The 21602-nt window shown below is 76.0% G+C and carries 14 protein-coding genes; 5 read left to right on the top strand and 9 right to left on the bottom strand.

Going from position 1 to position 21602, the window contains the following annotated elements; all coding sequences use genetic code 11:
* Positions 1 to 13 precede the first annotated feature (13 nt).
* The 7 genes from ACZ518_RS07120 to ACZ518_RS07090 all read right to left on the bottom strand — a co-directional run bounded on the left by ACZ518_RS07120 (position 14) and on the right by ACZ518_RS07090 (position 12466).
* A complete protein-coding gene (locus tag ACZ518_RS07120; RefSeq protein WP_469111991.1) occupies positions 14 to 1087 on the bottom strand; it encodes a lantibiotic dehydratase C-terminal domain-containing protein in 1074 nt (357 codons plus the stop codon).
* On the bottom strand, positions 1075 to 3882 hold the full coding sequence (locus ACZ518_RS07115; protein WP_469111990.1) for a lantibiotic dehydratase: 2808 nt from the start codon (positions 3880 to 3882) through the stop codon (positions 1075 to 1077). Before ACZ518_RS07115 ends, ACZ518_RS07120 begins: the two co-directional genes overlap by 13 nt.
* A gap of 30 nt (positions 3883 to 3912) precedes the next feature.
* Positions 3913 to 5463 (bottom strand): SagB family peptide dehydrogenase, encoded by a 1551-nt coding sequence (locus ACZ518_RS07110; RefSeq protein WP_469111989.1) that lies wholly within the window; start codon positions 5461 to 5463, stop codon positions 3913 to 3915.
* A 49-nt stretch (positions 5464 to 5512) separates the two neighbouring features.
* Positions 5513 to 7423: a TOMM precursor leader peptide-binding protein gene (locus ACZ518_RS07105; RefSeq protein WP_469111988.1), complete on the bottom strand. Its 1911-nt coding sequence runs from the start codon at positions 7421 to 7423 to the stop codon at positions 5513 to 5515.
* Positions 7413 to 9608, bottom strand: coding sequence for a TOMM precursor leader peptide-binding protein (locus tag ACZ518_RS07100; RefSeq protein ID WP_469111987.1), 2196 nt, complete (start codon positions 9606 to 9608; stop codon positions 7413 to 7415). The genes ACZ518_RS07105 and ACZ518_RS07100 overlap by 11 nt, the downstream gene beginning before the upstream one ends.
* A 75-nt stretch (positions 9609 to 9683) precedes the next feature.
* The gene (locus ACZ518_RS07095) at positions 9684 to 11306 is read right to left on the bottom strand and encodes an AfsR/SARP family transcriptional regulator (protein WP_469111986.1); all 1623 of its coding nucleotides are present in this window, start codon (positions 11304 to 11306) and stop codon (positions 9684 to 9686) included.
* Between the two features lie 539 nt (positions 11307 to 11845).
* The gene (locus ACZ518_RS07090) at positions 11846 to 12466 is read right to left on the bottom strand and encodes an L-threonylcarbamoyladenylate synthase (RefSeq protein ID WP_469111985.1); all 621 of its coding nucleotides are present in this window, start codon (positions 12464 to 12466) and stop codon (positions 11846 to 11848) included.
* Between the two features lie 170 nt (positions 12467 to 12636).
* Between ACZ518_RS07090 and ACZ518_RS07085 the strand changes: the two genes are divergently transcribed.
* From ACZ518_RS07085 to ACZ518_RS07075, 3 genes are read left to right on the top strand one after another with little or no spacing between them, the layout of a single operon-like run.
* Complete coding sequence (locus ACZ518_RS07085; protein WP_469111984.1) at positions 12637 to 14061, top strand: L,D-transpeptidase; 1425 nt, start codon at positions 12637 to 12639, stop codon at positions 14059 to 14061.
* A 3-nt stretch (positions 14062 to 14064) separates the two neighbouring features.
* Positions 14065 to 15636 (top strand): MFS transporter, encoded by a 1572-nt coding sequence (locus tag ACZ518_RS07080; RefSeq protein WP_469111983.1) that lies wholly within the window; start codon positions 14065 to 14067, stop codon positions 15634 to 15636.
* The gene (locus ACZ518_RS07075) at positions 15633 to 16823 is read left to right on the top strand and encodes an anhydro-N-acetylmuramic acid kinase (protein WP_469111982.1); all 1191 of its coding nucleotides are present in this window, start codon (positions 15633 to 15635) and stop codon (positions 16821 to 16823) included. Before ACZ518_RS07080 ends, ACZ518_RS07075 begins: the two co-directional genes overlap by 4 nt.
* Here ACZ518_RS07075 and ACZ518_RS07070 read toward each other — a convergent pair.
* Positions 16735 to 17388, bottom strand: a complete 654-nt coding sequence (locus ACZ518_RS07070; RefSeq protein WP_469112338.1) for a hypothetical protein — start codon at positions 17386 to 17388, stop codon at positions 16735 to 16737. The genes ACZ518_RS07075 and ACZ518_RS07070 overlap by 89 nt on opposite strands.
* A gap of 5 nt (positions 17389 to 17393) precedes the next feature.
* A complete protein-coding gene (locus tag ACZ518_RS07065) occupies positions 17394 to 18536 on the bottom strand; it encodes a 3-dehydroquinate synthase family protein (RefSeq protein WP_469111981.1) in 1143 nt (380 codons plus the stop codon).
* 129 nt (positions 18537 to 18665) lie between these two features.
* Here ACZ518_RS07065 and ACZ518_RS07060 point away from each other — a divergent pair, with 129 nt between their 5' ends.
* Complete coding sequence (locus ACZ518_RS07060) at positions 18666 to 19334, top strand: response regulator (protein ID WP_469111980.1); 669 nt, start codon at positions 18666 to 18668, stop codon at positions 19332 to 19334.
* A gap of 146 nt (positions 19335 to 19480) precedes the next feature.
* On the top strand, positions 19481 to 21583 hold the full coding sequence (locus ACZ518_RS07055; protein ID WP_469111979.1) for a sensor histidine kinase: 2103 nt from the start codon (positions 19481 to 19483) through the stop codon (positions 21581 to 21583).
* Positions 21584 to 21602 lie beyond the last annotated feature (19 nt).

The following is a 21602-nucleotide window of genomic DNA, read 5'->3' as shown; positions in this document are numbered from 1 at the left end:
CCGGTGGGCGCGGTCACGGCCCGACCGCCCCGGCAGCTCCGACCGCCCCGGCCGCCCCCGTGCCTTCGCGCAGCACCCGGCCGAGCAGGTGCGAGAGGTAGGCCTCGTCCCGGATCGTCACGTGCAGCCGGTTGTTGGTCATGTGCATGTACGGGGACAGCAGCAGCGGCAGAGCCGCCGCCGGATCGGTCACCCGCTCGTCACGGCTGCCGTCCCAGGACCGGAACACCAGCTCCCCGCGCACCGCCAGCGCCTCCGCGCGGCTCCGCAGCTCCCGGCAGTGCTCCGCCCAGCCCGCCAGGAAGCCCGGCAGCCGGCCGGTCTCCCCGGAGCCGAGCGCCTCCAGCACGGTCCCGAACCGCCGCCCGAGACCGGGGCCGGTCTGCTCGTACGTCCGGTCGTACTCGGCCGAGCCGATGAAACCGGTCCCCGGGAAGGCGCGGTGCCAGAACCGGTAATAGCTGTCCAGGTAGTTCCCGAGCTCCTCACGGTCGGGCAGGAACACCCCGGCCATCACCATCATCAGCTGCGCCGAGGTCCCCAGCAGCACCGTCCGCAGGTGCAGGTTCATCGAGCCCAGGGCCTCCATGACGAGGTCGCTGGAGTGGGCGAAGTGCCACTCCGCGAGCTCCACACCGGCCGGGCCTCCGTACTTCCCGTACTCCGGTTCGTACGGCTCGTACGAGAAGGAGTTGTTCGGCCGCAGGTTCATCCGGCCGTCCTCGCCCATGAACGCGGCCCGGTCCCCGTCCGGGAACTCGATGTCGAACAGGGTGTTGTAGAACTCGTTCAGGAAGCCGGAGTCCACCTCGTACAGCGCCGGCCGGGCCTTCAGGAACGCCGACACGGCCTCCTCGGCACGGCGGCGCACCTCCGGCTCCGCCTCCGGGCTCACCGGCCGCAGCCGCAGCCGTACGTGGGGGCCCTCCAGCCAGTAGTTGATGAAGAAGTGCCCCGCCAGCAGCCCGTCCGCCGTCAGGGAGGCGATCAGCGGTCGCACGCACTGCACCAGCAGCGGCTGCGGGTTGGCGGCGTAGAAGACGTGCATGGCCTGCCACGCGCCACGCGTCGGGTTCAGCTCTGACATGCGGGTGCGCCCTCCTCGGTCCGGACGGTCGTGGTGAAGGTCTCGACGGCGAGCTCGGCGACGTGCTCGCCGCGCGCCGAACGGACGTGCAGTCCGCCGGGGTCCGGGAGCATCTCCCGGAAGACGACCCGGTGGTCCCCCTCGCGCAGCAGCGGCTCGAACGCGGCCAGGGACAGCAGGCTGGAGAAGTCCACGTACTGCGGTTTGGCCCCGAGCGCGGACGGGCCCGCCGACACGGTCGCGAACACCCGCTCCGGCAGCCCGTGCGCCCGGCGCCAGCGCTGCCACTCCAGGAAGTGCCCGGCCTCCCGCGCACCGTGCGCGGGCAGTTCGCCCGCCGTGGCCGTCCAGCTGCGCCGGCTCAGCACCAGGTCCCCGTGCACCACCCGCGGACGCGTGGTCACCCCGGCGTGCGGGACGCCCTCCGGCACCCCCGCCCAGACGTCCAGCGGGGACATCGAGGACGGCGAGAGCAGCAGCAGGGTGCGCGGTACGGCGGGCAGCGCCAGCGGCACCAGGTACCCCAGGTAGACCGGGATCACCTCCAGTCCCAGCCGCCGCGAACGCAGCACCACGCGCCCGGTCTCCGGCACGTGCTCCGCGTACAGGTCGTCCAGGCGCAGCAGCCGGTCCTCGGGCAGGGTCCCGCTCTCGCCCGGGCAGACGATCTCGTACTCGGTGAGCCGCCCGTGCAGGTTCAGGTTGGTGGTGACCGCCCCGCCGGTGACCTCGGCGAACACCGCGCCGGGCGGGGTGACCCCGGCGGCCGTCGCGCGCAGCTCGCCGTCCAGCCCGGCCGGCTCCGGGTAGAGGTGGGTGAACCGGCTGAACGGGAAGGAGAGCCCGCCGTACGAGCGGTTGAGCACGGTCAGCTCCGCGCCCGTCCCCGGGTCCCGTGCGAGCTGGAGGTGGTGGCAGCGCGGCGCGAAGCCGGGCACCACCGGCTCCAGTTCGGCCGCGACCGCCTCCACGTCCTCCCCGGTGAGCCGCAGCTCGCCGCCGCCCGCGCCGTGCTCCTCGTACGCCGCCCAGTGCGCCCGCATCCGGCCGGTGAAGGCCCGCCGCGCCGCGTCCAGGGCCCGGATCCCCGGCAGGCCCAGCCAGTTCTCCTCCGGCACGTACTCGCCGCGCGCGTCGTAGGGGGTGCGCCGCGCGGTGAAGGACAGGTACTGGTCGAAGAAGTCCTCGTGGAAGTCGTGCACCAGCCCCAGCAGGTCCTCGCAGCGCCCGCCCGGGCCGTAGCGGGCCGTGAAGAACCCCTCGAAGGTGATCCGCTGGGCCACCGTCAGGTCGAAGGCCGGCAGGATCCGCTCGACCGCGCGCAGCGACCCGCCGCCCGCACCAGGCTCCGCCCAGGCCGGGGGAGCCGCCGCCAGGTCGCGGCCCGCGCCGGTGTCCTCGTACACCAGCGTCTGCGGCAGCGGCGCGTCCGCCGGCGCGCCCAGCTCCTCCTGCGCCCGGCGCAGTGCCGCGCGCAGGGCGGACAGCAGCTCCCGGCGCTCGGCGCGCCCCGCCAGGGGGTAGCGCTCCAGCAGCCGGGCGGGCTCCTCCAGCAGCGCGGCCAGCCGGTCGGCCCAGGGCCGCTCCAGGCCGGACAGGGCCCGCTGGAAGGACCGTACGGGGTCCCCGCTGTGCACCTCGGTGTCCAGGCAGGGGACCCGGACCATGCCGAGCTGGAGCAGGGCCCCGATGTACGCCTCGCACTCCTCGGGGGCCGCGCCGTGCTCGGCGGCCAGCCAGTCGGCCAGCTCGTGGTGGCGCAGCTCGGGCTCGCCGCCGGCTCCGGCGCCCCCGTCGCGCCCGTCGCGCCCGTCGCGCCCGTCCCGCTCGGCCCGCTCGGCGAAGAGGGCGAGCAGCCGGTCCAGGGTGCCGCTGCGGCGCAGGAAGAACAGCCGGTCCTTGACCGCGTCGAAGGTGACGGCGGCCGTGTCGTCGCCGGCCGTGACCGAGCGCCGCACGTACCGGATCCGGTCGTCCTCCCGGCCCCAGCCCGGGGCCGGGCGCAGCGGCAGGTCCCGGCGGCGCACCGGATCGGCGAGGACCAGCTCGGCGAGGCGCGCCAGCACCACCACGTTCAGCCGGACGTGGCTGCTCCAGGTGTCCTCCACCCGGATGCCGTCCGCCCCCGCCTCCGGGGTGAACCGGCCGGTCGCCACCCCGGTGAAGGTGCTGAAGGGGCTGGTCTTGCAGGCGGTGCGGTAGAGGTACGAGAGCACCGAGCGCTCGGCCTTGCGCGCCCGGCCCCCCGGCTCACCGCCCCCCGCCGTGGCCGCCGCGTACGCGTCGAGCTGCCCCTCCAGGACCGGCGAGGCCAGCAGCAGCCCGTGCCGCAGCCGGTCGTCGCCGAGCAGCTCGCGCAGCGCGGCCCGGCCCCGGCCCAGATCGGCGGCGAGCAGAGGTTCCCCCTCGGCGCGCAGCTTCTCCAGCTCACGGGTCCGCTCCAGCCAGAGCGCCAGCCGGTCGCCCGCCTCCTCGCCCAGGTCCGCCACCGCCCGCAGGGCGGCCCCTGGGTCGGCGGGCACGCGCCCGTTGTGGATCCGGCGTCGCAGCCGCAGCAGTTCGCGCCGGAGCGCCGCGCCCGGACCGCCCGGCTCCGGGTCGGTCGCGCCGACCGCCCGGTGCAGTACCTCGCTCAGCCACTGGGCGTCCGCGCGCAGCACTTCCTCGGCCGCGAGCACGTCGGCCGCCCAGCGTCCGGTGTCCCCGCAGCGCAGCGCGTCGGCCGCGGCCAGGGGCAGGCCGGCGACGCGCAGCATGAAGCGCTCGCCGGTGTGCCATTCGGTGGTGGTGTCCATCCTGTTCCCCCTGCTTCTCTCGTGGCCCGGTCAGGCGATCTCGTGGCGGAAGTCGGCGGGCCGCGGCCGCTCGTGGCCGAGCAGCATGATCAGCAGCGGTGCCTCGTCGGTGTCCGCCAGTCCCAGCCGCTCGGCGTACGAGACGTTGTCGAAGCCCAGCGCCACGCCCGCGCCGAGCCCGTGGGCGGCGGCGGTGGTGTAGAAGGTCTGGGCGATCGCGCCGACGGCCGCCCCCATCAGGCGGTAGCCCCGGTCGCCGACCGCGTCGAGGACCGCCGTGGTCCGCACCGTCGGCACCAGCACGGCGCCCGCCTGCTCCAGGTTGTAGTTGGACAGGAAGTAGTTGGCCTGGAGGAACGGTCCGGGCGGACCCGGCACCACCAGCCGCAGCGCGTGCTCCGCCGGGTCGTAGGCGTAACTGCCCGGCTCGATCCCCTCGACGTGGTTGACGAAGGCGTACAGCGAGGTCAGCGGCGGCCCGCCGGGCCGTTCCGCCTCACTGCCGGGCCGGGTCGCCGCACAGTCCGCCAGCGCCGCCGCCAGCTGCTCCGCCGCCACCGCCCGGGTGGCGTCGAACCGGCCGAAGCTGCTGCGCCGGGCCCGCAGCGCCGCGGCCTCCTCCACCGGGGGCGCCGCCGGGGCGGGGAGGGGGACGGGCCTGCCGCCCCGCGGGGGGTACGCGGCCGCCGCGTCCAGCACGCCGGGCGCCGGACGGTCGCCGGCCCGGCCGAGGGTGGCCCCGTGGATCCGCTCCAGCGTCTCGAAGGCCAGCACGGTACGCGACCGCTCCGAGTCCCGGTGCCGGACCCCGGCGCCCACCGGCGCGGTCCCGGCGGCGGGGCGCTCCGCGTCGCCCTCCCACTCCAGGGGGAGCACCGCGAAGACGCCCTCCTCCTCGGGGGCCACGCCGAGCAGCCGGGCGAGGCGCTCCTCGTCGAACCAGAGCGCGGGCGCGATCCGCAGCCCGTACGCCCGGGCCCACAGCCGCCAGGTCTGCACCAGCGCGCCCACGTCCATGCTGACCGCGTGGAAGGAGAAGCTGTTGTACTTGAAGGAGTTCTGCCAGTACTTGACGCTCAGCACCAGGTACTGCGAGGAGCCCTCGTCCGGGCCGTGGCCCAGCGCCTCCCGCACGTCACCGGTGACGTCGCCGGCCAGCAGCCGGCGCAGCCCGTGCTGGTGCGGGGCGTAGTGGTACAGCCCCGGGGTGAGCGGACCGCCCGCACCGGCCGCCCAGTACACGCCGACCGGGTAGAGGCCGCCGCCCGAGGCGGTGCCCCGCGACCAGTTGGCCTGCGTGTAGTGGGGGAGGGCCGCAAGGTCGGTGTTGGCCTGCACGCCCAGCCGCCGGCCGGTCAGCCCGTACGAGTCCTGGAGCATCCCGGACAGCAGCGGCAGGGTGAACCCCGGCGCGGGGCGCGGCCCGCCGGCCGCCGGGTCCGGCAGCGGCAGGGTCTCCGCGTCCGGGTAGTACTTCGCCTTGCGGGGGCGGTCGGCCCAGTCGGGCACGAAGTCGACGGGTTCCATGGGCACCCGGCCCCGGTACATGATGGCGCTGGCGTAGTCATGGGCGTAGCCCACGGGTCCTCCTCGGTTCGTGCGGCCGTGCCGGGCGGGGCCGGCGGCCGGGTCAGGGGAAGGGGTGCGGGGCCGGATTGAGGTCGGCGGGCTCCAGGTCGCGCCCGCGCAGCCCCGCCTCGCGCAGGGCCGTGCGCATGCGCGGCATCCCCAGCGCGCGCTGCCTCGACCAGCCGAAGTCGATCGGCAGCAGCCCCGGCACCAGCACGCTCACGGTGTGCAGGCCCAGTGCCCGCTGCTCCGGCAGGGTCTGGTCGACCACGACCACGTCGAACCCCCCGGCGGCCACGGCCTCCACGCACCGCGCCAGGTCCTCGGCCACGTCGTCCGACACCCCGCCCGGGCCCAGCAGCGACGACACCGGCCGCAGCGGACCCCGTGAGGGCCCGCGCAGCAGGAAGTCGGCGTGGCGGCCCATCTCCGGCACCCCGTACACCAACGGGTGGTCGTGGAGGGCGGTGACCAGGTCGAAATCGGCCGCCATCGCGCGCAGCCGCTCCTCGTCGCGCTCGGTACGCCCGGGCAGGTTCACCGCGTCCGTGGCGATCTCGCACAGCGCCGAGTCCAGCGCCGACTCCGGGTCCAGCCCGGCCCCCGCCCCGAAGCACATCCGCCCGGGGCCGCCGTCGAACCGCTCGGCGACCGCCGTCACCACCGGGATCGGGAAGCTGATCCGCGTGTCGAAGAACCGCGCCCGGTACCCGTACAGGGCGAGCCGGTCGACCATCGACCGTGTCGAGGCCCGGGAGCTGGTGGCCGGATCGATCTCGGGCAGCGGCTGCCGCCCGTACCAGGTGAGCAGGAAGGCGTCCCGCTCCACCACCTCCATCAGCCCGAAGTAGGCGGCCTCGGCCAGACTCCCGCCCGAGGCGCAGCCGTTGGAGCTCTCCTGCACGAACCGGTTCTCCAGACCCGGCGCGTGATAGTACGTCAGCACCTCCGGCACCAGCCTCGGCTGCCGGTCGCGCAGCGACCAGCCCCACACCCAGGGGATCTCCCGGTCCGGGTCGAAGGGCCGCACCCTCGGGTTGTCCCGGTAGAACGCCTCGCTGTACAGGCCCACCTGCCGCGGGTCGACGGCCTCGGCCCCGAACCCGTTCAGCGAGCCGGTGACGCTGGTCGTCCGCGAGCGCGAGCGCATCCCCGCGTACCGCTCCAGCCCCTCCAGGACGCCGACCCGGGCGCTGCGGTCGAAGGAGTCGGTGTGCCCGCCCCAGAACGTCTCGCGCAGGTACTCGCCCGAGCGCATGGAGAAGCAGCCGATGGTCGCGGAGGTGGACGTCGAGGAGACGTCCTGGACCAGCGAAGGCCCCAGGGCCCCGCACAGCGGGTTCGCGAACGCCGCCACGTCGATGGCGTACGCCTCCACGGGCCGGGTACGGAACGCCCCCGGCCGGTACTTGGGCGCCGGCTCCGGATCCAGCGCCCGGGCCGTGTCCGCCTCGGGCGTCCCGCACACCGGGCACTCCGGATCGGGCACCAGCGGGTACCGCCGCACACCCCCGCTCCGCAGGTCCAGCACCCACACCCCGGGGAACACCCCCTCCGCCGGCCCGGCGGCGCCGGAGCCCGCCGAGACCACCAGCGCGGCCAGCGCGTCGGCGGCGAAGGCGTGCGCGTACGGCCAGGCGCCCGCCGCCCGGGTCCCGCCGCCCAGCTCCAGGGCGTCCCGCAGCGCGACCGACCGCACCGCCTGCCAGCGCCGCTCCAGGCACAGCGCGCACCCCGGCCCGCCCCCCGGGAGGGGGCCCACCACGCCCTGGTGCCCGTACAGCGCCACCGGGACCGCGCCCGCCGGCACTTCCCGGTCCCGGGCGGCGAACGCGTCCCGCAGCCCCAGCGCCGACACGGCCACCGGCGGCCCGCCGAGCGCGGCCACCGCCCGCTCCAGCAGCTCCCTGAACCGCCCGGCGGCCTCCCGCCCGAGCCCGTCCGCCACCGCGGCGGAGCCGCTACGCGTCATCGCCGGACTCCCGGACCGCCGCCGCGGCGAGCAGCACCCGCACGGTGTGGACGCCCACCCCGGCCAGCTCCGCCGACCCGGTCGGGACCGCGTACGCGTCGAGCCCCGCCCCGGCGAGGAGCTCCAGCACCCGCTCCCAGGACGCGGCGGGCCCCGCCGCCAGGGGCGCGGCCGGCTCCCCGGACACCGCCAGCGCGCGCGGGTCCAGGTCCCGCAGCAGGGGATCGCGCCCCGCGTCGGCGGAATCCGCCCCGTACTGCGCCGAGCCCAGCAGCTCCCGCAGGGCCGCGACCGCCGCCGTACGCCGGTCCAGGCCCTCGCCCAGCGCCCAGCGCTCCCCGGCGCGCGCCAGCAGCACCTGCACCCCGGACCGCGGGCCCTCCCCGAGGTCCAGCAGCTCCGGCTCCAGCTCCAGCCGGTCCGCCGACCTCAGCAGGAACCCGAGTTCCGCGTCCTCCCCGTCGCGCTCCGGCAGCGGCACCCGGGCCGCCCGGTCCCCGCGCACCGCCCGCAGCAGCGCGGCGTGCCCGAGCGCCGACAGCAGTCCGGCCGCCGCCGCGTCGGCGGGGGAGGGGCCGGCCCCGGCCCCGGCGCGGGTGCGCTCGAAGAGCCGCTCGGCGTTGTGCGGCCCGAACGGCCGTACCGCGCCGGCCGGGACCAGCGCGGGCTCCTTCGTCAGCAGGGACACCGCCCGCTGGTACGCGGAGGCCTCGCCCGGTATCCCGGAGGCGGTCGCCAGGGCCGCCGCGGCGACCGCGCCCGGCCCTCCGTCGCCGCCGGTGACGTCGCGGGCCGGCACCACGTGCTCCGCGTACACCAGTGCCGCCGCGTCCAGGGCCCGCATCCGGGCCCCCGCCACGTGGTGGACGTCGAACGCGGCCACGGTGCGCGTCTCCCCGTGCCCGAGGCCCAGCTCCACCACCCCGGCCTTCAGCGGGATCTGGGTGAGCTCCTCGTCCGCGTACCGGGTGAACACCCCCGCGTACGGACGCACCACGGCCGAGCGCCGGTTCAGCTCCTCGACCAGCTCGTCCGCCTCCCGGGCGGTCTCCAGCGTCGGCAGTGCGGGCGTGCCCGAGGTACCGGCGGCGGTGAGGTCGAGGGGGGCGGCCTCGGTCTCGCCGGGCGCGCAGAACGGGCAGCGCGGGTGCGGGAAGAGCGGCTCGGCGGTGACGTCCAGCGAGGCCGTGTCCTGGACGAGGAGCCGTCCGGCGGTCTCGGCGGGCAGGGAGCCGGAGGCCGCGCGGAACACCTCGTACCCGAGCAGGTTGCCGATCATCGCGGCCAGCGGCCGTCCCGGCACCGGGCCCTGCGCGAGGGGAGCCTCCGGCAGCGCGAGGGCGCTCCAGAGCGCGGCCGCCGCCGGGCCGCCGCGCGCCGAGCCCAGCCGCAGGGCCGCGCAGGACCAGCAGCCGGCGGTGCCGTGCGCCATGAGCGGGCCGACCACCGCGTCGTTCCCGTACGACCAGGCGGGCAGCAGGGTGCGCCCCTCGGGGACCCCGGCGCGCAGCAGCGGCAGCAGCCGGGCCGGGGCCGCCGCCCCGCCGGTCACCACGACGAAGTCGTACTCCTCCAACTCCGCCCAGCCGAGCGGCTGTCCGGGCAGTGTGCGGATCTCCACCGGGCAGCCGTCGGCGACGGCCTCGGCCGCCTCGGCCCGTACCCCGTCGGCGTCGGCCCCCGGCAGCACGCCGACGGTGGCGCAGCCGTTGCGGACCAGGCTGAGCGCGCACCAGCGGGCCACCGCGTCCTCGCCGAGGACGGCGACCCGGGTGCCGCGGAAGCGCAGGAAGCGGGCTTCGGCGTCATCGGCGTAGTGGTCGGCGTAGGCGATCTGCGGTGCGAATCTGCGGGCCACGTCCGGCGGCGGCGCGGCGGCGGTCCGGTCCGCGCCGGCGGGCTCGGCGACGGAACGGGCGAAGTCCCGTTCGTACAGGGTCTTGACGAGCTCGCCGACCATCGCGCGCTGGGCGTCGCCCAGGCCCTGACACAGCTCGGTGACGGTGTGTTCGCCGGTCAGGTGCGGGACGATCAGCGTGGCGAACCGGTACGCGGTGCGGGCGGTGAGGCGGAAGCCCCCGTCGGAATTGTGGAACAGCACGCCGTCGGGGGTCTCGGTGAAGAGAACGTCCCGGCGGATCCTGGGGCGTGTCGCGGCAACGTACTGGTAGCTGTCCAGGGACATGGAACACCTCTGATTGCGGTCTGGTGGGGGCGAAGACGTGAGGTGGGAAATGCCGGGGAGGCGGGAGGGGCCGCCTCAGCGGGGCAGGAGGGCCGCGGCGCCGGCCCGGCCGCGGGCCAGCCACCGCGCGTACACGCGGAGGAAGGCGTGGATCCGGTAGGGCTCGCCGGGCGGCCCGTCCTCCAGCATCCCGGCCTCCACGAGCTGTTCGAGCACGCTCTCCTGCGCGGCTGTGGCGGGACCGGAGTGGGGCTCGAGCGAGCCCAGCAGCAGGAACGCCTCGCGCAGTTCGGCCGGGAGCGCGGCGACGGCCCGCCCGAGGACCTCCGGCACCGACAGCCGGGGGTCCTCGGCGAGGGCCAGCCGGCCCGGCGGGTCCTCCGCCAGCCAGGCAGCGCAGTCGGCGACGGACAGTCCCGGCCGGGTCAGCAGCCGCCCGGCGGCGATCCGCAGCGCGAGCGGGAAGTACCCGCACACGGCGGCCAGTTCACGTGCGGCCGGCTCCTCGCCGGCGATCCGCCCGGCTCCGACGAGGCCGGTGAGCAGGGCATGGGCCTCGGCCGGGGAGAGCACGTCGAGCCGGTGCACGAAGCCGCCGTGCGTGGCGACCGCCGCGGCCAGGGCGCGCCGGCTGGTCACCAGTACCGTGGCCCCACCGGTCTCCGGCAGCAGCGGTAGTACCTGGCCCGCTCCGGCCGCGTTGTCGAGGATCAGCAGCCGCCGGCCGCCGCCGCCCGGTCCGGGCAGCAGCCCGCGGGCCTCCTCGGCGTCCAGCGGGCTCCCGTCGGGCCGGGCCAGGTCGATGGTGGACACCCCGCCCGGGAAGGCCCCCCGGACCTCGTACGCGCTCTGCTGCGCGAGCGCCGACTTGCCGATCCCGGGTGCTCCGGAGACGACCAGCAGCCGGGGGCCGCCGGTGTCGGCGAGGCGCTCCGCCAGGGCCCGCAGGTCCGCCGCGCGTCCGGCGAACCCGGGCACCGGGGGCGGTGCGCCGGGGCCGGGGGCGCGGTCGCGGACGGCGGGGGAGGGGCGCGGCGGGGCCGGTTCGAGGTCCTCGGGGCGGGCGGCCGGGCCCAGTTCCTCGGCCCGCAGGATCGCCAGCTCCAGGCGGCGCAGGCCCGGACCGGGGTCGACGCCGAGTTCGTCGCGCAGCCGCTCGCGCACGGTGCGGTACTCGGCGAGCGCCTCCGCCTGCCGGCCGGTGCGGTAAAGGGCCTCGACGAGCTGCTCGGTGAAGCGCTCGCGGACGGGCTGGCGGCGGGCGCCCTCGTACAGGTCGACGAGCACCTGATGGCAGTTCCCGGCGGCCAGTTCGAGGTCGCACACCCGCTCCAGGACCCGCAGCCGCTCCTGTTCGAGGGCGGGCACCGCGTCCCGCTGGAGCATGCCCGACGCCACGTTCGACAGGGGTTGCCCCTGCCAGAGGGAGAGGGCCGCGCGGAGCCGGTACAGCTCCTCGGGGGTCCCGGCGGCGGCCCGTGCCTGCGCGGTCAGTAACCGGAACAGCACGAGGTCGAGCGTCTCGGTGTCGTTGTGCATCCGGTAACCGCCCGGCACGGCCTCGATGGTGGTCGCGGATATGCCGTATTTCGCGAATAACCTGCGCAGTCGCAGCACACAGGTCTGGAGTGCGGCCCGGGCGGTCGCCGGAGGCTCCTCGTCCCATACGGCACGCAGCAGATAGCCGGTGGAAACCACGGCGCCGGGATGGAGCAGAAGGGCGGCGAGGAGACTGGTCGGCTTGGATGGTTTGAGAACTACTGTCTCGGGGCCGTGCGCAATACTCAAGGGCCCCAAAAGCTGGAACCGCATTGATGGTCCCCCGTGTCGGGTCACGTGTGTCGCAGATGAACGTGACGGGGGCGTCGTTCCCACGAGCCGTCATGACGGACACGCCTCCGGAAAAGTCCGGATCAGTGCCCGCGGCTGCTCGCCGCTCCCCGTTGGGCGGTGAATAACTGGAACCCTACAGAACGGATCTTGTGAAAGTCGAGTTGGGATACCGATCAATTCCGACGTACCCGGCCTTCTTCTCCTCTCCGTCACGCAGGCAATCCGTGGAGTTACCGCCGGTCCGCCCATTCTGTTCACAGCTAAACGAGTCCCGATGGATGGCTCGCTCGAGTACGAATGGAGGGCGCATTCCCGGCCGGTTCCCGTATGGCCGGATCGGGTGGTGGAATGGCGGATTCCGGATATCTGCTCCAGAACCGGAATCCGCCCTGGGGAGAGGACGACTACTCGAAGCGCGCGGTGTCGCCCGCGCCGCGGCGCAGGATCTCCGCCCCGCCGCCGGAGAAGTCGATGACGGTGGTCGGCCGGGTGCCGCAGTCCCCGGAGTCGACGACGGCGTCCACCACGTGGTCGAGCCGCTCCTTGATCTCCCAGCCCTGGGTCAGCGGCTCGTCCTCGTCCGGCAGCAGCAGGGTGCTGGACACCAGCGGCTCGCCCAGCTCGGCGAGCAGGGCCTGGGTGACGAGGTGGTCCGGGATCCGGACCCCGACCGTCTTCTTCTTCGGGTGCAGCAGCTGGCGCGGCACCTCCGAGGTCGCCTTCAGGATGAAGGTGTAGGCGCCCGGGGTCGCCGCCTTGACGGCCCGGAACACGTCGTTGTCCACGTACACGAACTGCCCCAGCTGGGCGAAGTTCTGGCACACGAGGGTGAAGTGGTGCTTGTCGTCGAGGTTGCGGATCGACCGGATCCGCGCGATGCCGTCGCGGTTGCCCAGCTGGCAGCCCAGCGCGAAACAGGAGTCCGTCGGGTACGCGACGAGCGCGCCGGAGCGGATGGAGTCCGCCACGCCGGTGAGGGTGCGCCGCTGGGGATTCTCGGGGTGAACGTCGAAGTACTTCGCCATCCGCCGAGCCTACGGGACCGGACCGCCGCACTCCGCAGGTCGCGCCCGGTACTCCGTCCGGGTTCACTTGGGGCGCCCGTTCGGGCGCAGTGCCGATTTATGATCATCGTTTCGGCGTCCCGTCCTCTTTGATGCTGCCATCCGGCCGTAGGACAAAGGTGGAGGGCTGCGTGGCGAAGTCACGGACGAAGGCGTGGAGCGGCGCGGTCGCCGCGGTGACGGGGGCCGCCGCGCTGGCCCTCGCCGGCGCACCCGGCCGCACCGCCGAAGCAGCGGCCCCCGGCGCCGCCCCGGAGGCGGCGGTCACCCTGCTGGTCGGCCGCGCCGTGGACGGCGGGATCCGCGCCGACTCCGCCGTGTGGTGCGCCGCCGGAGCCTTCCGCGGCGACCGCTGCGGAACGTGGCGGGAGCAGCGGGTGCTCGCCACGGCCCGGGGCGACGCCGTCCTGTGGGACCCGGCCCTCGGCGACGCCGGCGCACTCCCCACGGACTCGGGCTCCCCGCTGGAGATCAGCCTCGCCCGGGCGGAGGCCGGCCGCCTCACCGACGTCACCGTCACCGACGGGCACGGCCGCCACCTCGCCGGCGCACTCGGCCCGGGCGGCGGGCACTGGCGCAACACCGAACCCCTGCGCGCGGGGGAGGGCTACACCGTCCGCGTCGGCGCCCAGGACGGCCGCGGCGCCCCCGTCGGCGTCAGCATGGTCTTCCGTACCGCACCGCCCGACGCGCCCGCCGACGGCAGCAGGCTCACCGCCGAGTTCGGACCCCGCCCGGGCACGTACGGCGCGGGCGAGGTCGTCACCGCCGAACTCAGCCACCCCGTCCCCGCCGACGACCCCGACGCCCGCGCCCGCGTCGAACAGGCCCTCCAGGTCACCTCCCGGCCCCGGGTGGAGGGAGCCTGGCACTGGGTCGACAGCTCGACCCTGCACTTCCGGCCCCGCACCTACTGGCCCGCCCACACCGTCGTCCGCGTCCGCAGCGGGCTCGACGGGGTCGAACTCGGCGAGCACGGCTACGGCGGCCCCTCCGAACCCCTGGAGTTCACCGTCGCGGACCGCATCGAGGCCGTCACCGACTCCGCCACCCACGAGATGACCGTACGCCGCAACGGACGCGTCATCAGGACCATCCCCGTCACCACCGGAAAGGCCGGCTTCCGCACCCGCAGCGGCGTCAAGGTCGTCCTCGGCAAGGAGTACAAGGTCCGCATGCGCGGCGACAGCGTCGGCATCAAGAAGGGCACCAAGGAGTTCTACGACCTCCCCGTCTTCTACGCGACACGGGTCACCTGGAGCGGGGAGTACGTCCACGCCGCGCCCTGGTCCGTCGAGTCGCAGGGCGAGGAGAACGTCAGCCACGGCTGCACCGGCATGTCCACCGAGGACGCCGCCTGGTTCTACGAGACCGTCCGCGAGGGCGACATCGTCGAGGTGGTCAACAGCGGCGGCGAGCGGATGGACCCCTTCGGCAACGGCATCGGCGACTGGAACATGGACTGGCGCAGCTGGCTCTCGGGCAGCGCCCTGACCCCGGCCGCCGCCGCGCACCGGACGCCGGACGCCCCCTCCCGCCTCGACCCGACGACCTGAGCGGTGTCCCCCCTCGCGCTGCGCCGCCCGGCGCGGTCCGCCACCGGACCGCGCAGGGTGCTGCTCGCGGGCTCCGCCGGGAACTTCACCGAGTGGTACGAGTTCGGCGTCTACGGCGCCTTCGCCACGGTCATCGCCGACCGGTTCTTCACCCCCTCGCCGGGGGCCGGGCAGGGCGGCGCCGGCCCGCTGGTCGCCACCTACGCCTCCTTCGCGGTGTCCTTCTTCTTCCGGCCCGCCGGAGCCCTCCTCTTCGGCCGCATCGGCGACCGCGTCGGCCGCCGCCGCGCCCTGGTCCTCGTCATCGCTCTGATGACCCTCGCCACCACCCTGATCGGCCTCCTCCCGACCCGGGCCGCCATCGGACCCGCCGCCCCCTGGCTGCTCACCCTGCTCCGCGTACTGCAAGGGCTGTGCCTGGGCGGCGAGTTCGGCGGGGCCGTGGCCCTGATGACGGAATCGGCGCCGCCGGGCCGGCGGGGCCGCCACGGCGCCTGGCAGTCCTTCACCGTCGCGCTGGGCCTGCTCGCCGGCGCGGCCGTCGCCGCGCTCCTGGCCGGGCTGCTCTCCCCGGCGGCCCTGCACGCCTGGGGCTGGCGTATCCCCTTCCTGCTGGCCCTGCCGCTCGGGATGGCCGCGTACCGGCTGCGCGCGGGCCTGCCCGGCGAACCACCCCGTCCGGAGCCGCAGCACGCGACCGGCCGGCCGCCCCTTGGAGCCGCGCCGCCGGTGCCGGAGCCGGCGCCCACGCCGTCGCCCGGGCCCGTGCGGCGGGGTGCCGTGCCGTCCGCGCCGGTGTCCGGGCCCGTACTGCCGGGTGCCGTGCCGTCCGCGCCGGTGTCCGGGCCCGTACTGCCGGGAGCCGTACCGTCCGCGCCGGGGGCCGCGCAGCCCGCCCGTACGGGCACGGCCCGCACCGCCACCGCGGTCACCGGCCCCGCCGGAAGCGGCACCGGCCCCGCCCCCGCAGCCCCCGGAGGGACCGGCACCGCCCGGGCCGTCCTCCTCGGGGTCGCGCGGCTCATGGGGTGGTCCGCGGCCGGGTACACCTTCCTCGTGGTGCTGCCCTCCTACCTCCAGGCCACGCTCGGCGCCTCCTTCCGGCAGGCCCTGACCGCGACGGCCCTCGCCAACCTCGGCTTCGCCGCCGCGATCCTGCCCGCCGGGATCCTCAGCGACCGGGTCGGCCGCCGGCCCGTCATGCTCGCCGGCGCCCTCGGCGTGACCCTCCTCGCGCTCCCGCTGCTCCACCTCCTCCAGGACCCCGCGGCCACCGCCCCCGCCAAGGCCGCCGCGGTCCTCGGCGCGGGCGCCACCGTCGGGCTGCTCGCCGGCCCGGGGCCCGCCATGCTCGCCGAGATGTTCCCCGCCCGGGTGCGGTGCACCGGGCTCGGACTGGCGTACGCCCTCACCGGCGCCGTGTTCTCCGGCTGCGCGGGACTCGTCATCACCGCCCTGACCGCCGCCACCGGCGACCACGACGTCCCCGCCTACTACGCCGCCGGCACCTGCGCCCTCAGCGCGCTCGCCCTGGCCGGGCTGCGCGGCGACGACCACAGGAGGCCACTGGAATGAGGGTGATCGGCCTGATGTCGGGCACCTCGTACGACGCCGTCGACGCGGCCGCCGCCCGGCTCACCCGGGAGGACGGCGGCGAGACCCTGCGGCTGGTCCCGCTCGGACTGGTCAGCGCCCCCTTCGAGGACGGCCTGCGCGACGCCCTCGCGGCGGCCCTGCCGCCCTCGCCCACCACCCTCGCCGACGTCTGCCTCCTCGACACCCGCATCGGCCAGGCCTTCGCCGCCCTGGCCGTCCGGGCCGACCGCGAACTGTGCGCCGGCCGCGCCGGCCTGATCGCCTCGCACGGCCAGACCGTCTACCACTGGAACGACGCCGGACAGGTCCACGGCACCCTCCAGCTCGGCCGCCCCGCCTGGATCGCCGAAGCCACCGGCCGCCCCGTCGTCTCGGACTTCCGCCCCCGCGACATCGCGGCCGGCGGCCAGGGCGCCCCGCTCGTCGCCCTCGTCGACCTGATGCTGCTGCGCGGCCGCCCCGGCACGCCCGCCGCCCTCAACATCGGCGGCATCGCCAACCTCACCGCCCTGCCCCAGGCCGGCCCGCCCGTGGCCTTCGACACCGGTCCCGGCAACGCCCTGATGGACGCCGCCGTACGCGAACTCACCGGCGGCCGGCTCGGATACGACGAGGACGGCACCCTCGCCGCCGCCGGCCGGGTCCACGAACCGCTCCTGCTGCGCCTGCTCGCCGAGCCCTACTACCGGCTGCCCGCGCCCAAGACCACCGGCAAGGAGCTCTTCCACCACGGCCACCTGCGCGCCGCCCTCGACGGCTGCGCCCCCCTCCCGCCGCAGGACCTCCTCGCCACCCTCGCCCGGCTCACCGCCCGGACCGTCGCCGACGCCCTGCGCCCGCTGCGCGTCACCGAGGTCGTCGCCTCCGGCGGCGGCACCCGCAACCCGGCGCTCATGGCCATGCTCCGCGAGGAACTGCCCCCGCGCACCGCCCTGCTGGACTCGGCGGTGCTGGGACTGCCCGCCGCCGCGAAGGAGGCGTACGCCTTCGCGGTCCTCGGCTTCCTCACCCTGCACGGACTGCCCGGCAACGTCCCCGGGTGCACCGGCGCCCGGGGGCCACGGGTGCTCGGCTCCCTCACCCCGGGGCGGGGACCGCTGCGGCTTCCGCCGGCAGCGTCCCGGCCGCCGGTACGGATCGCCGTCGGCCCGCCGCCGGGAGCGTGACGGCGTCCGCGCGGGGCGCCGGGCGCCGGACGGCGCGCCGGGAGCAGACGGCGGTGGTACCGGGCGGCAGCGTCCGCACCCACGGCCCCGGCCGGTCCGGCAGCAGCGCGAGCAGGGCCGGCAGGGCGGAGGCGAAGCACAACCGGCCCCCGCCCGGCTCCCAGTGGTAGTAGAGCGGGGTGCCGCCGGCGCCGGAGGCGGCCAGGACCAGCACCGGTTCGGCGCGCGCGTCGACCACGGCCGCCGCGTACGCGCCCCTGAGGTGCGCAGCGAACTCCGCGCCGTCCAGCGCGAAGGCGGAGTGCGCCAGCGCCGCCTCGTTCCGGTCGGCGACCGGGAGGCCGCGCACCTCCAGCCGGGTGGCCAGGGCGAGCCGGCCCTCGATCCCGCCGTCCAGGACCGCGGCGATCCCGCCCCGCTCGCAGACCCGGCCGGAGACCAGCGCCCACCCCTCGCCGCGGCTCAGGGACATCCCGCGGGAAGGGCCGGTGCGGAGCTGCGCGGCGGCGGTGCGCAGCCGGTGCGCCGGCAGGCCGGCGCCGAGGTGGCCGAGGAACGGGTACATGGTGATCACTTCCTTGAGACGGCCCCGCCCGTGGCGGGGAGTGCGCCGTCCCGGCCGCCCGGGACGGAGACCCTGGCGCGGTCCCGGTCCGGTACCGGGATCCGCCGCGCGGCGGGCACGAGTTCGGCGAGAGCGGCTTCCAGGACGCCGGCCGCGACCGGGGCGAGCAGGGAGCCGTGGTGGGCGTACGGATCCCCCAGCCCGCGCAGCAGCACCATGCGGGCCTCGTCCCGGCCCCCGGTCACGGCCGACGCGAGCTCGCGGGGCCGGATCCCCGCGGGCAGGGTCCGGACGGCGCCGGCGCGGGTCAGCAGGTCCTCGTGGGCCGCCTCGTCCGCCGGGCCCAGCAGGCCGACGCGCCGGGAGACCGCGGCGGCGGCGCGCAGGCCCAGGGCGAGCGCGTCCCCGTACGGGAGGCCCGGCCCGGCGAGGCTCCGCACCGCCCGGGCGACGGGCTCGCCGTAGCGCAGGGCGGCGGCGGGTCCCTGCCCGAGCGGGTCGTGGGAGCAGAGCGCGGCCCTGGCCTCCAGGCAGAGCGAGACGAACGAGGCGAGCGTCTGCGGGTCGTGCCCGCCGCCGGGCCGCAGCCGGGAGGCCACCCGCCCGGCCGACGCCGGCACGACGGCCAGCACGGTGCGCAGCAGCGGGCCCAGCCCGGCGCGCAGCCGGTGCGGCGGCACGGTCGCGAGGAACGCCAGGTCCATCCGGACCAGGGCCGGCGCCGCGACGCGGCCGCCGGGTCCCGCCACCGACAGGGCCGTGTCCGTCATGGCCCGCAGCGTGGTGGGCAGGCGGACCAGGGCGGGCCGGGTGCCGTCGGCGTACCGGGCCCGGTCGGCCGCCTCGATCACCCGGCTGCCGCCGAGCGCGACGGCGAGGGCGCCGTCCGGGACCGCGAGGGGGCCGTCGCCGTCGGGCCACAGCACCCCGGTGGGCGCGGCCGCGCCCAGCAGGCGCAGGACGCCCGCCGCGTGCTCGCGCGGCAGCCCGGGGTCGGTGACCAGGGCGATCCGGCGGGGGGCGAGGCCCCGCAGGACGTCGGGGAGTTCGTCCGCCGGGCCGTCCCCGCAGCGGATCTGCACGGGGACGTGCGCCGGGCCGCAGAGCAGGGACCGGTCGATGCGGACGGAGGAGAGGTGTGCGGACATGCCGCTCACGATCCGGCCGCCCGCACCCCAGCGGCATGAGGCCCAGACCCCTTCCCGGTCCCTCCCGTCCGGTCCCACCCCACGGCCCGGTCACTCAGAGCAACGCTCGGTGACTGCTAGTGTCGACACGTGGACGCAGAAGACCGAACCATCCCCCGGGTCTTGATCGTCGACGACCACCCCCTGTTCCGCGAGGGCCTGCGGGCCGCCCTGGAGAGCACCCGGGGCGCGGTCGTCGTCGCCGAGGCCGAGACCGGCGGCGAGGTCCCGGACGCGGTGGACCGGCACCGGCCGGACGTGGTCGTGATGGACCTGTCCCTGCCCGACGTCTCCGGGATCGAGGCCACGCGCCGCCTCGCCGACACCCACCCCGGCCTGCCGGTCCTGATGCTCACCATGTCCGACGACGACGGCAGCCTGCTCGCCGCCCTCCAGGCGGGCGCCCGCGGCTACGTGGTCAAGGGCGCGGGTTCCGAGGAGGTGCTGCACGCCCTGCGCACGGTCGCGGCGGGCGGCGCCGTCATCGGCTCCGAGATCGCCGCCCGGCTCTCGGAGCTCCTGGCCGGCGGCCGCCGGCGCGACGCCGGACAGCTCTTCCCCTCCCTCACCTCCCGCGAGGTGGAGGTGCTCGAACTGATCGCGCGGGGCCACGACAACCGGCGCATCGCCCGGGAGCTGGTCCTGTCCGAGAAGACGGTCCGCAACCACATCACCCACGTCTTCGAGAAGCTCCAGGTCACCTCCCGGGCCGAGGCCGTCGCCCGGGCCCGGGACGCGGGCCTGGGCGCCGACGGCTGAGCCCCGCAGCCAGGAGACCGGGCCGCACGGGAACCGGGCCGCACGCACACCGGGCCGCCCGGAAACCGGGACACCCGCCCCATGCGCCCGGGACCGGGGGCGCACCAGGCTGGAAACCAACGCACCGAGCGGCCGGGGAGGCCGACATGCGCACAGCGAACCGGACCACCGCGAGCACGCCCCGCTCGGGGCCGGAGATGCTGCCCGCCTACGCCGTCTGCGTCCTCACCATGCTCGCCGCCATCACCTGGGGCATCGTCACCCTCACCCACATCGGCCACCCCGCGCTGCGCACCGTACGCCTCCACCTCGCCGCCGACCACGTCCTCGTCGGCCTCGGCATCGCCCTCACCGGCATGGTCTTCGCCGCCCGCCGGACCGCCCGGGTCCTCGGCGGGCTCATGCTCTGCTCCGGCTGCGCGCTCACCCTCGCCCAGGTGGTGCCGCAGACCGCCGTGGTGCACGGAGCGGGCCCGCGCGTGCTCACCGCCGTGTTCATCCTGGTGATGCTCGCCTTCACCCTGATCAACGTCATCATCTACCCCATGCCGCTGTGGCTGCCCACCGGCCGCTTCCCCCGGTGGGGCGCGCCGTACGTGGCCTTCACCGCCCTCTTCAGCGCCGCCCAGCAGTACTACGTCTTCACCCGCCCCGGCTTCGTCCACTACGGCGTCGAGACCCCCATCGCCGGCCCCGGATGGGCCGGCCTGGAACGCCTGCTGACGCCGTGGATGGACACCGCCTCGCGCTGGGTCCCGCCCTTCATCGCGGGCGTCGGCATCCTCCTGATGGCCGTCCGCTGGCCGCGCACCGCGAAGTCCGACCGCCCCTACGCGATCCTGGCGGTGCCCTACCTGCTGTGGATCGCGGTGATCGCCGTGAACCAGTACGGCGACCCGCCGATGGGCTTCGAGGTCGTCATCGTCTACCTCGCCGCCGCGTCCTGGCCGGCGACCGTGGGCTACGTGCACATCCGGGAGCGCACCTGGGCCCTGGACCGGGCGGGGCGGCGCATCCTGACGGCCTTCGTCCTCACCTTCGGCCTGTTCATGGCCTACGCGGGCGGCGCCTTCGTCCTCGACTACTTCGCGCCGGGCTCCCTGACCCCCGAGTCCGGGCTGATGGCCTGCCTCACCCTGCTGGTGGGCGTCCTGCTGCGGCCCACCGCGCGCTGGGCCGCCCGGCTGGTCGACCGCTACTACTACGGCGAACGCGCCCAGCCCTACCAGGCGGTGCGCGCCCTCGCCGACCGGCTCAGCCACGCCCTCGACCCGGGGGACATGCCCCGCCTGCTGTGCGACACGGTCGTGCACACCCTCCGGCTGCCCGCCGCCCGCCTGGTGATCCGCACCCGGCACGGGGACCGCGAACTGGCCCGGCTGGGCAGCCCCGCCAGCGGCGACGAGGCCTTCCCCCTGGTCCACCGGGACAACGCCATCGGCCACCTCTACGTCCCGCCGCGCGCGGGCGAACTCGCCCTCGACCAGCAGGACCGCGAAGCCGTACGGATCCTGGCCGACCACAGCGCGCCCGCCATCGCCTCCCTCCAGCTCTACGAGGAACTCCAGACGAGCCGCGAACAGATCGTCCTGGCCCGCGAGGAGGAGCGGCGCCGGCTGCGCCACGACCTCCACGACGGCCTCGGCCCCGCCCTGTCCGGGCTGCGCCTCCAGGTCGACGCGGCGCGCGCGGCCATACCGCCCGGCACCCGGGCCACGGAATCGCTGGCCGGCGTGTCCGAGGGCATCGGGCAGGCCATCGACGAACTGCGCCACATCACCGGCGGGCTGGCCCCCGCCGCCCTGGACGGCGCCGACCTGCCCCGCGCCCTGCGCCAGCTCGCCGAGCACCTGGGCCGCACCCTGCGCATCACCGTCAGCCTGGCGCCCGAGCCGTTCCCGGGACTGCCGGCCGCCCTGGAGGTGGCCCTGTACCGGATCGCGGCGGAGGCCCTGAACAACGTCGTCCGCCACGCGCGGGCCGGCCACGCCCACGCGGCGGTGGTGCTCACCCCCGAGGCGGTGACGTTGGAGGTCACCGACGACGGCTCCGGCGTCCCCGCGGGCGTGCCCGCCGGCGCCGGGGTGGGGCTGCGCTCGATGGCCGAGCGCGCCGAGGAGCTGGGCGGCACCTTCGACCTGGTCAGCACCGGGACCGGGACCGTGGTCAGGGCGGTGCTCCCGCGTACGGCCGGGACCGGCACGGGACCTGGGGACCATGTGCCCGGGACAGGGGGCTCCGTACGTTGATGGTCCGAAGCCCGAACGG

This window comes from Streptomyces sp. NPDC033966 (assembly GCF_055575955.1).
Note: the sequence above shows the minus strand (reverse complement) of the source record. Positions and strands in the feature narration are given on the sequence as shown.

What these genes read in the sequence shown, in the direction of transcription:
- ACZ518_RS07120 (WP_469111991.1), bottom strand. Translation starts at nt 1,087, where the DNA reads ATGTCAGAGCTGAACCCGACGCGTGGCGCGTGGCAGGCCATGCACGTC.
- ACZ518_RS07115 (WP_469111990.1), bottom strand. Translation starts at nt 3,882, where the DNA reads ATGGACACCACCACCGAATGGCACACCGGCGAGCGCTTCATGCTGCGC.
- ACZ518_RS07105 (WP_469111988.1), bottom strand. Translation starts at nt 7,423, where the DNA reads ATGACGCGTAGCGGCTCCGCCGCGGTGGCGGACGGGCTCGGGCGGGAG.
- ACZ518_RS07100 (WP_469111987.1), bottom strand. Translation starts at nt 9,608, where the DNA reads ATGTCCCTGGACAGCTACCAGTACGTTGCCGCGACACGCCCCAGGATC.
- ACZ518_RS07090 (WP_469111985.1), bottom strand. Translation starts at nt 12,466, where the DNA reads ATGGCGAAGTACTTCGACGTTCACCCCGAGAATCCCCAGCGGCGCACC.
- ACZ518_RS07075 (WP_469111982.1), top strand. Translation starts at nt 15,633, where the DNA reads ATGAGGGTGATCGGCCTGATGTCGGGCACCTCGTACGACGCCGTCGAC.
- ACZ518_RS07070 (WP_469112338.1), bottom strand. Translation starts at nt 17,388, where the DNA reads ATGTACCCGTTCCTCGGCCACCTCGGCGCCGGCCTGCCGGCGCACCGG.
- ACZ518_RS07065 (WP_469111981.1), bottom strand. Translation starts at nt 18,536, where the DNA reads ATGTCCGCACACCTCTCCTCCGTCCGCATCGACCGGTCCCTGCTCTGC.
- ACZ518_RS07055 (WP_469111979.1), top strand. Translation starts at nt 19,481, where the DNA reads ATGCGCACAGCGAACCGGACCACCGCGAGCACGCCCCGCTCGGGGCCG.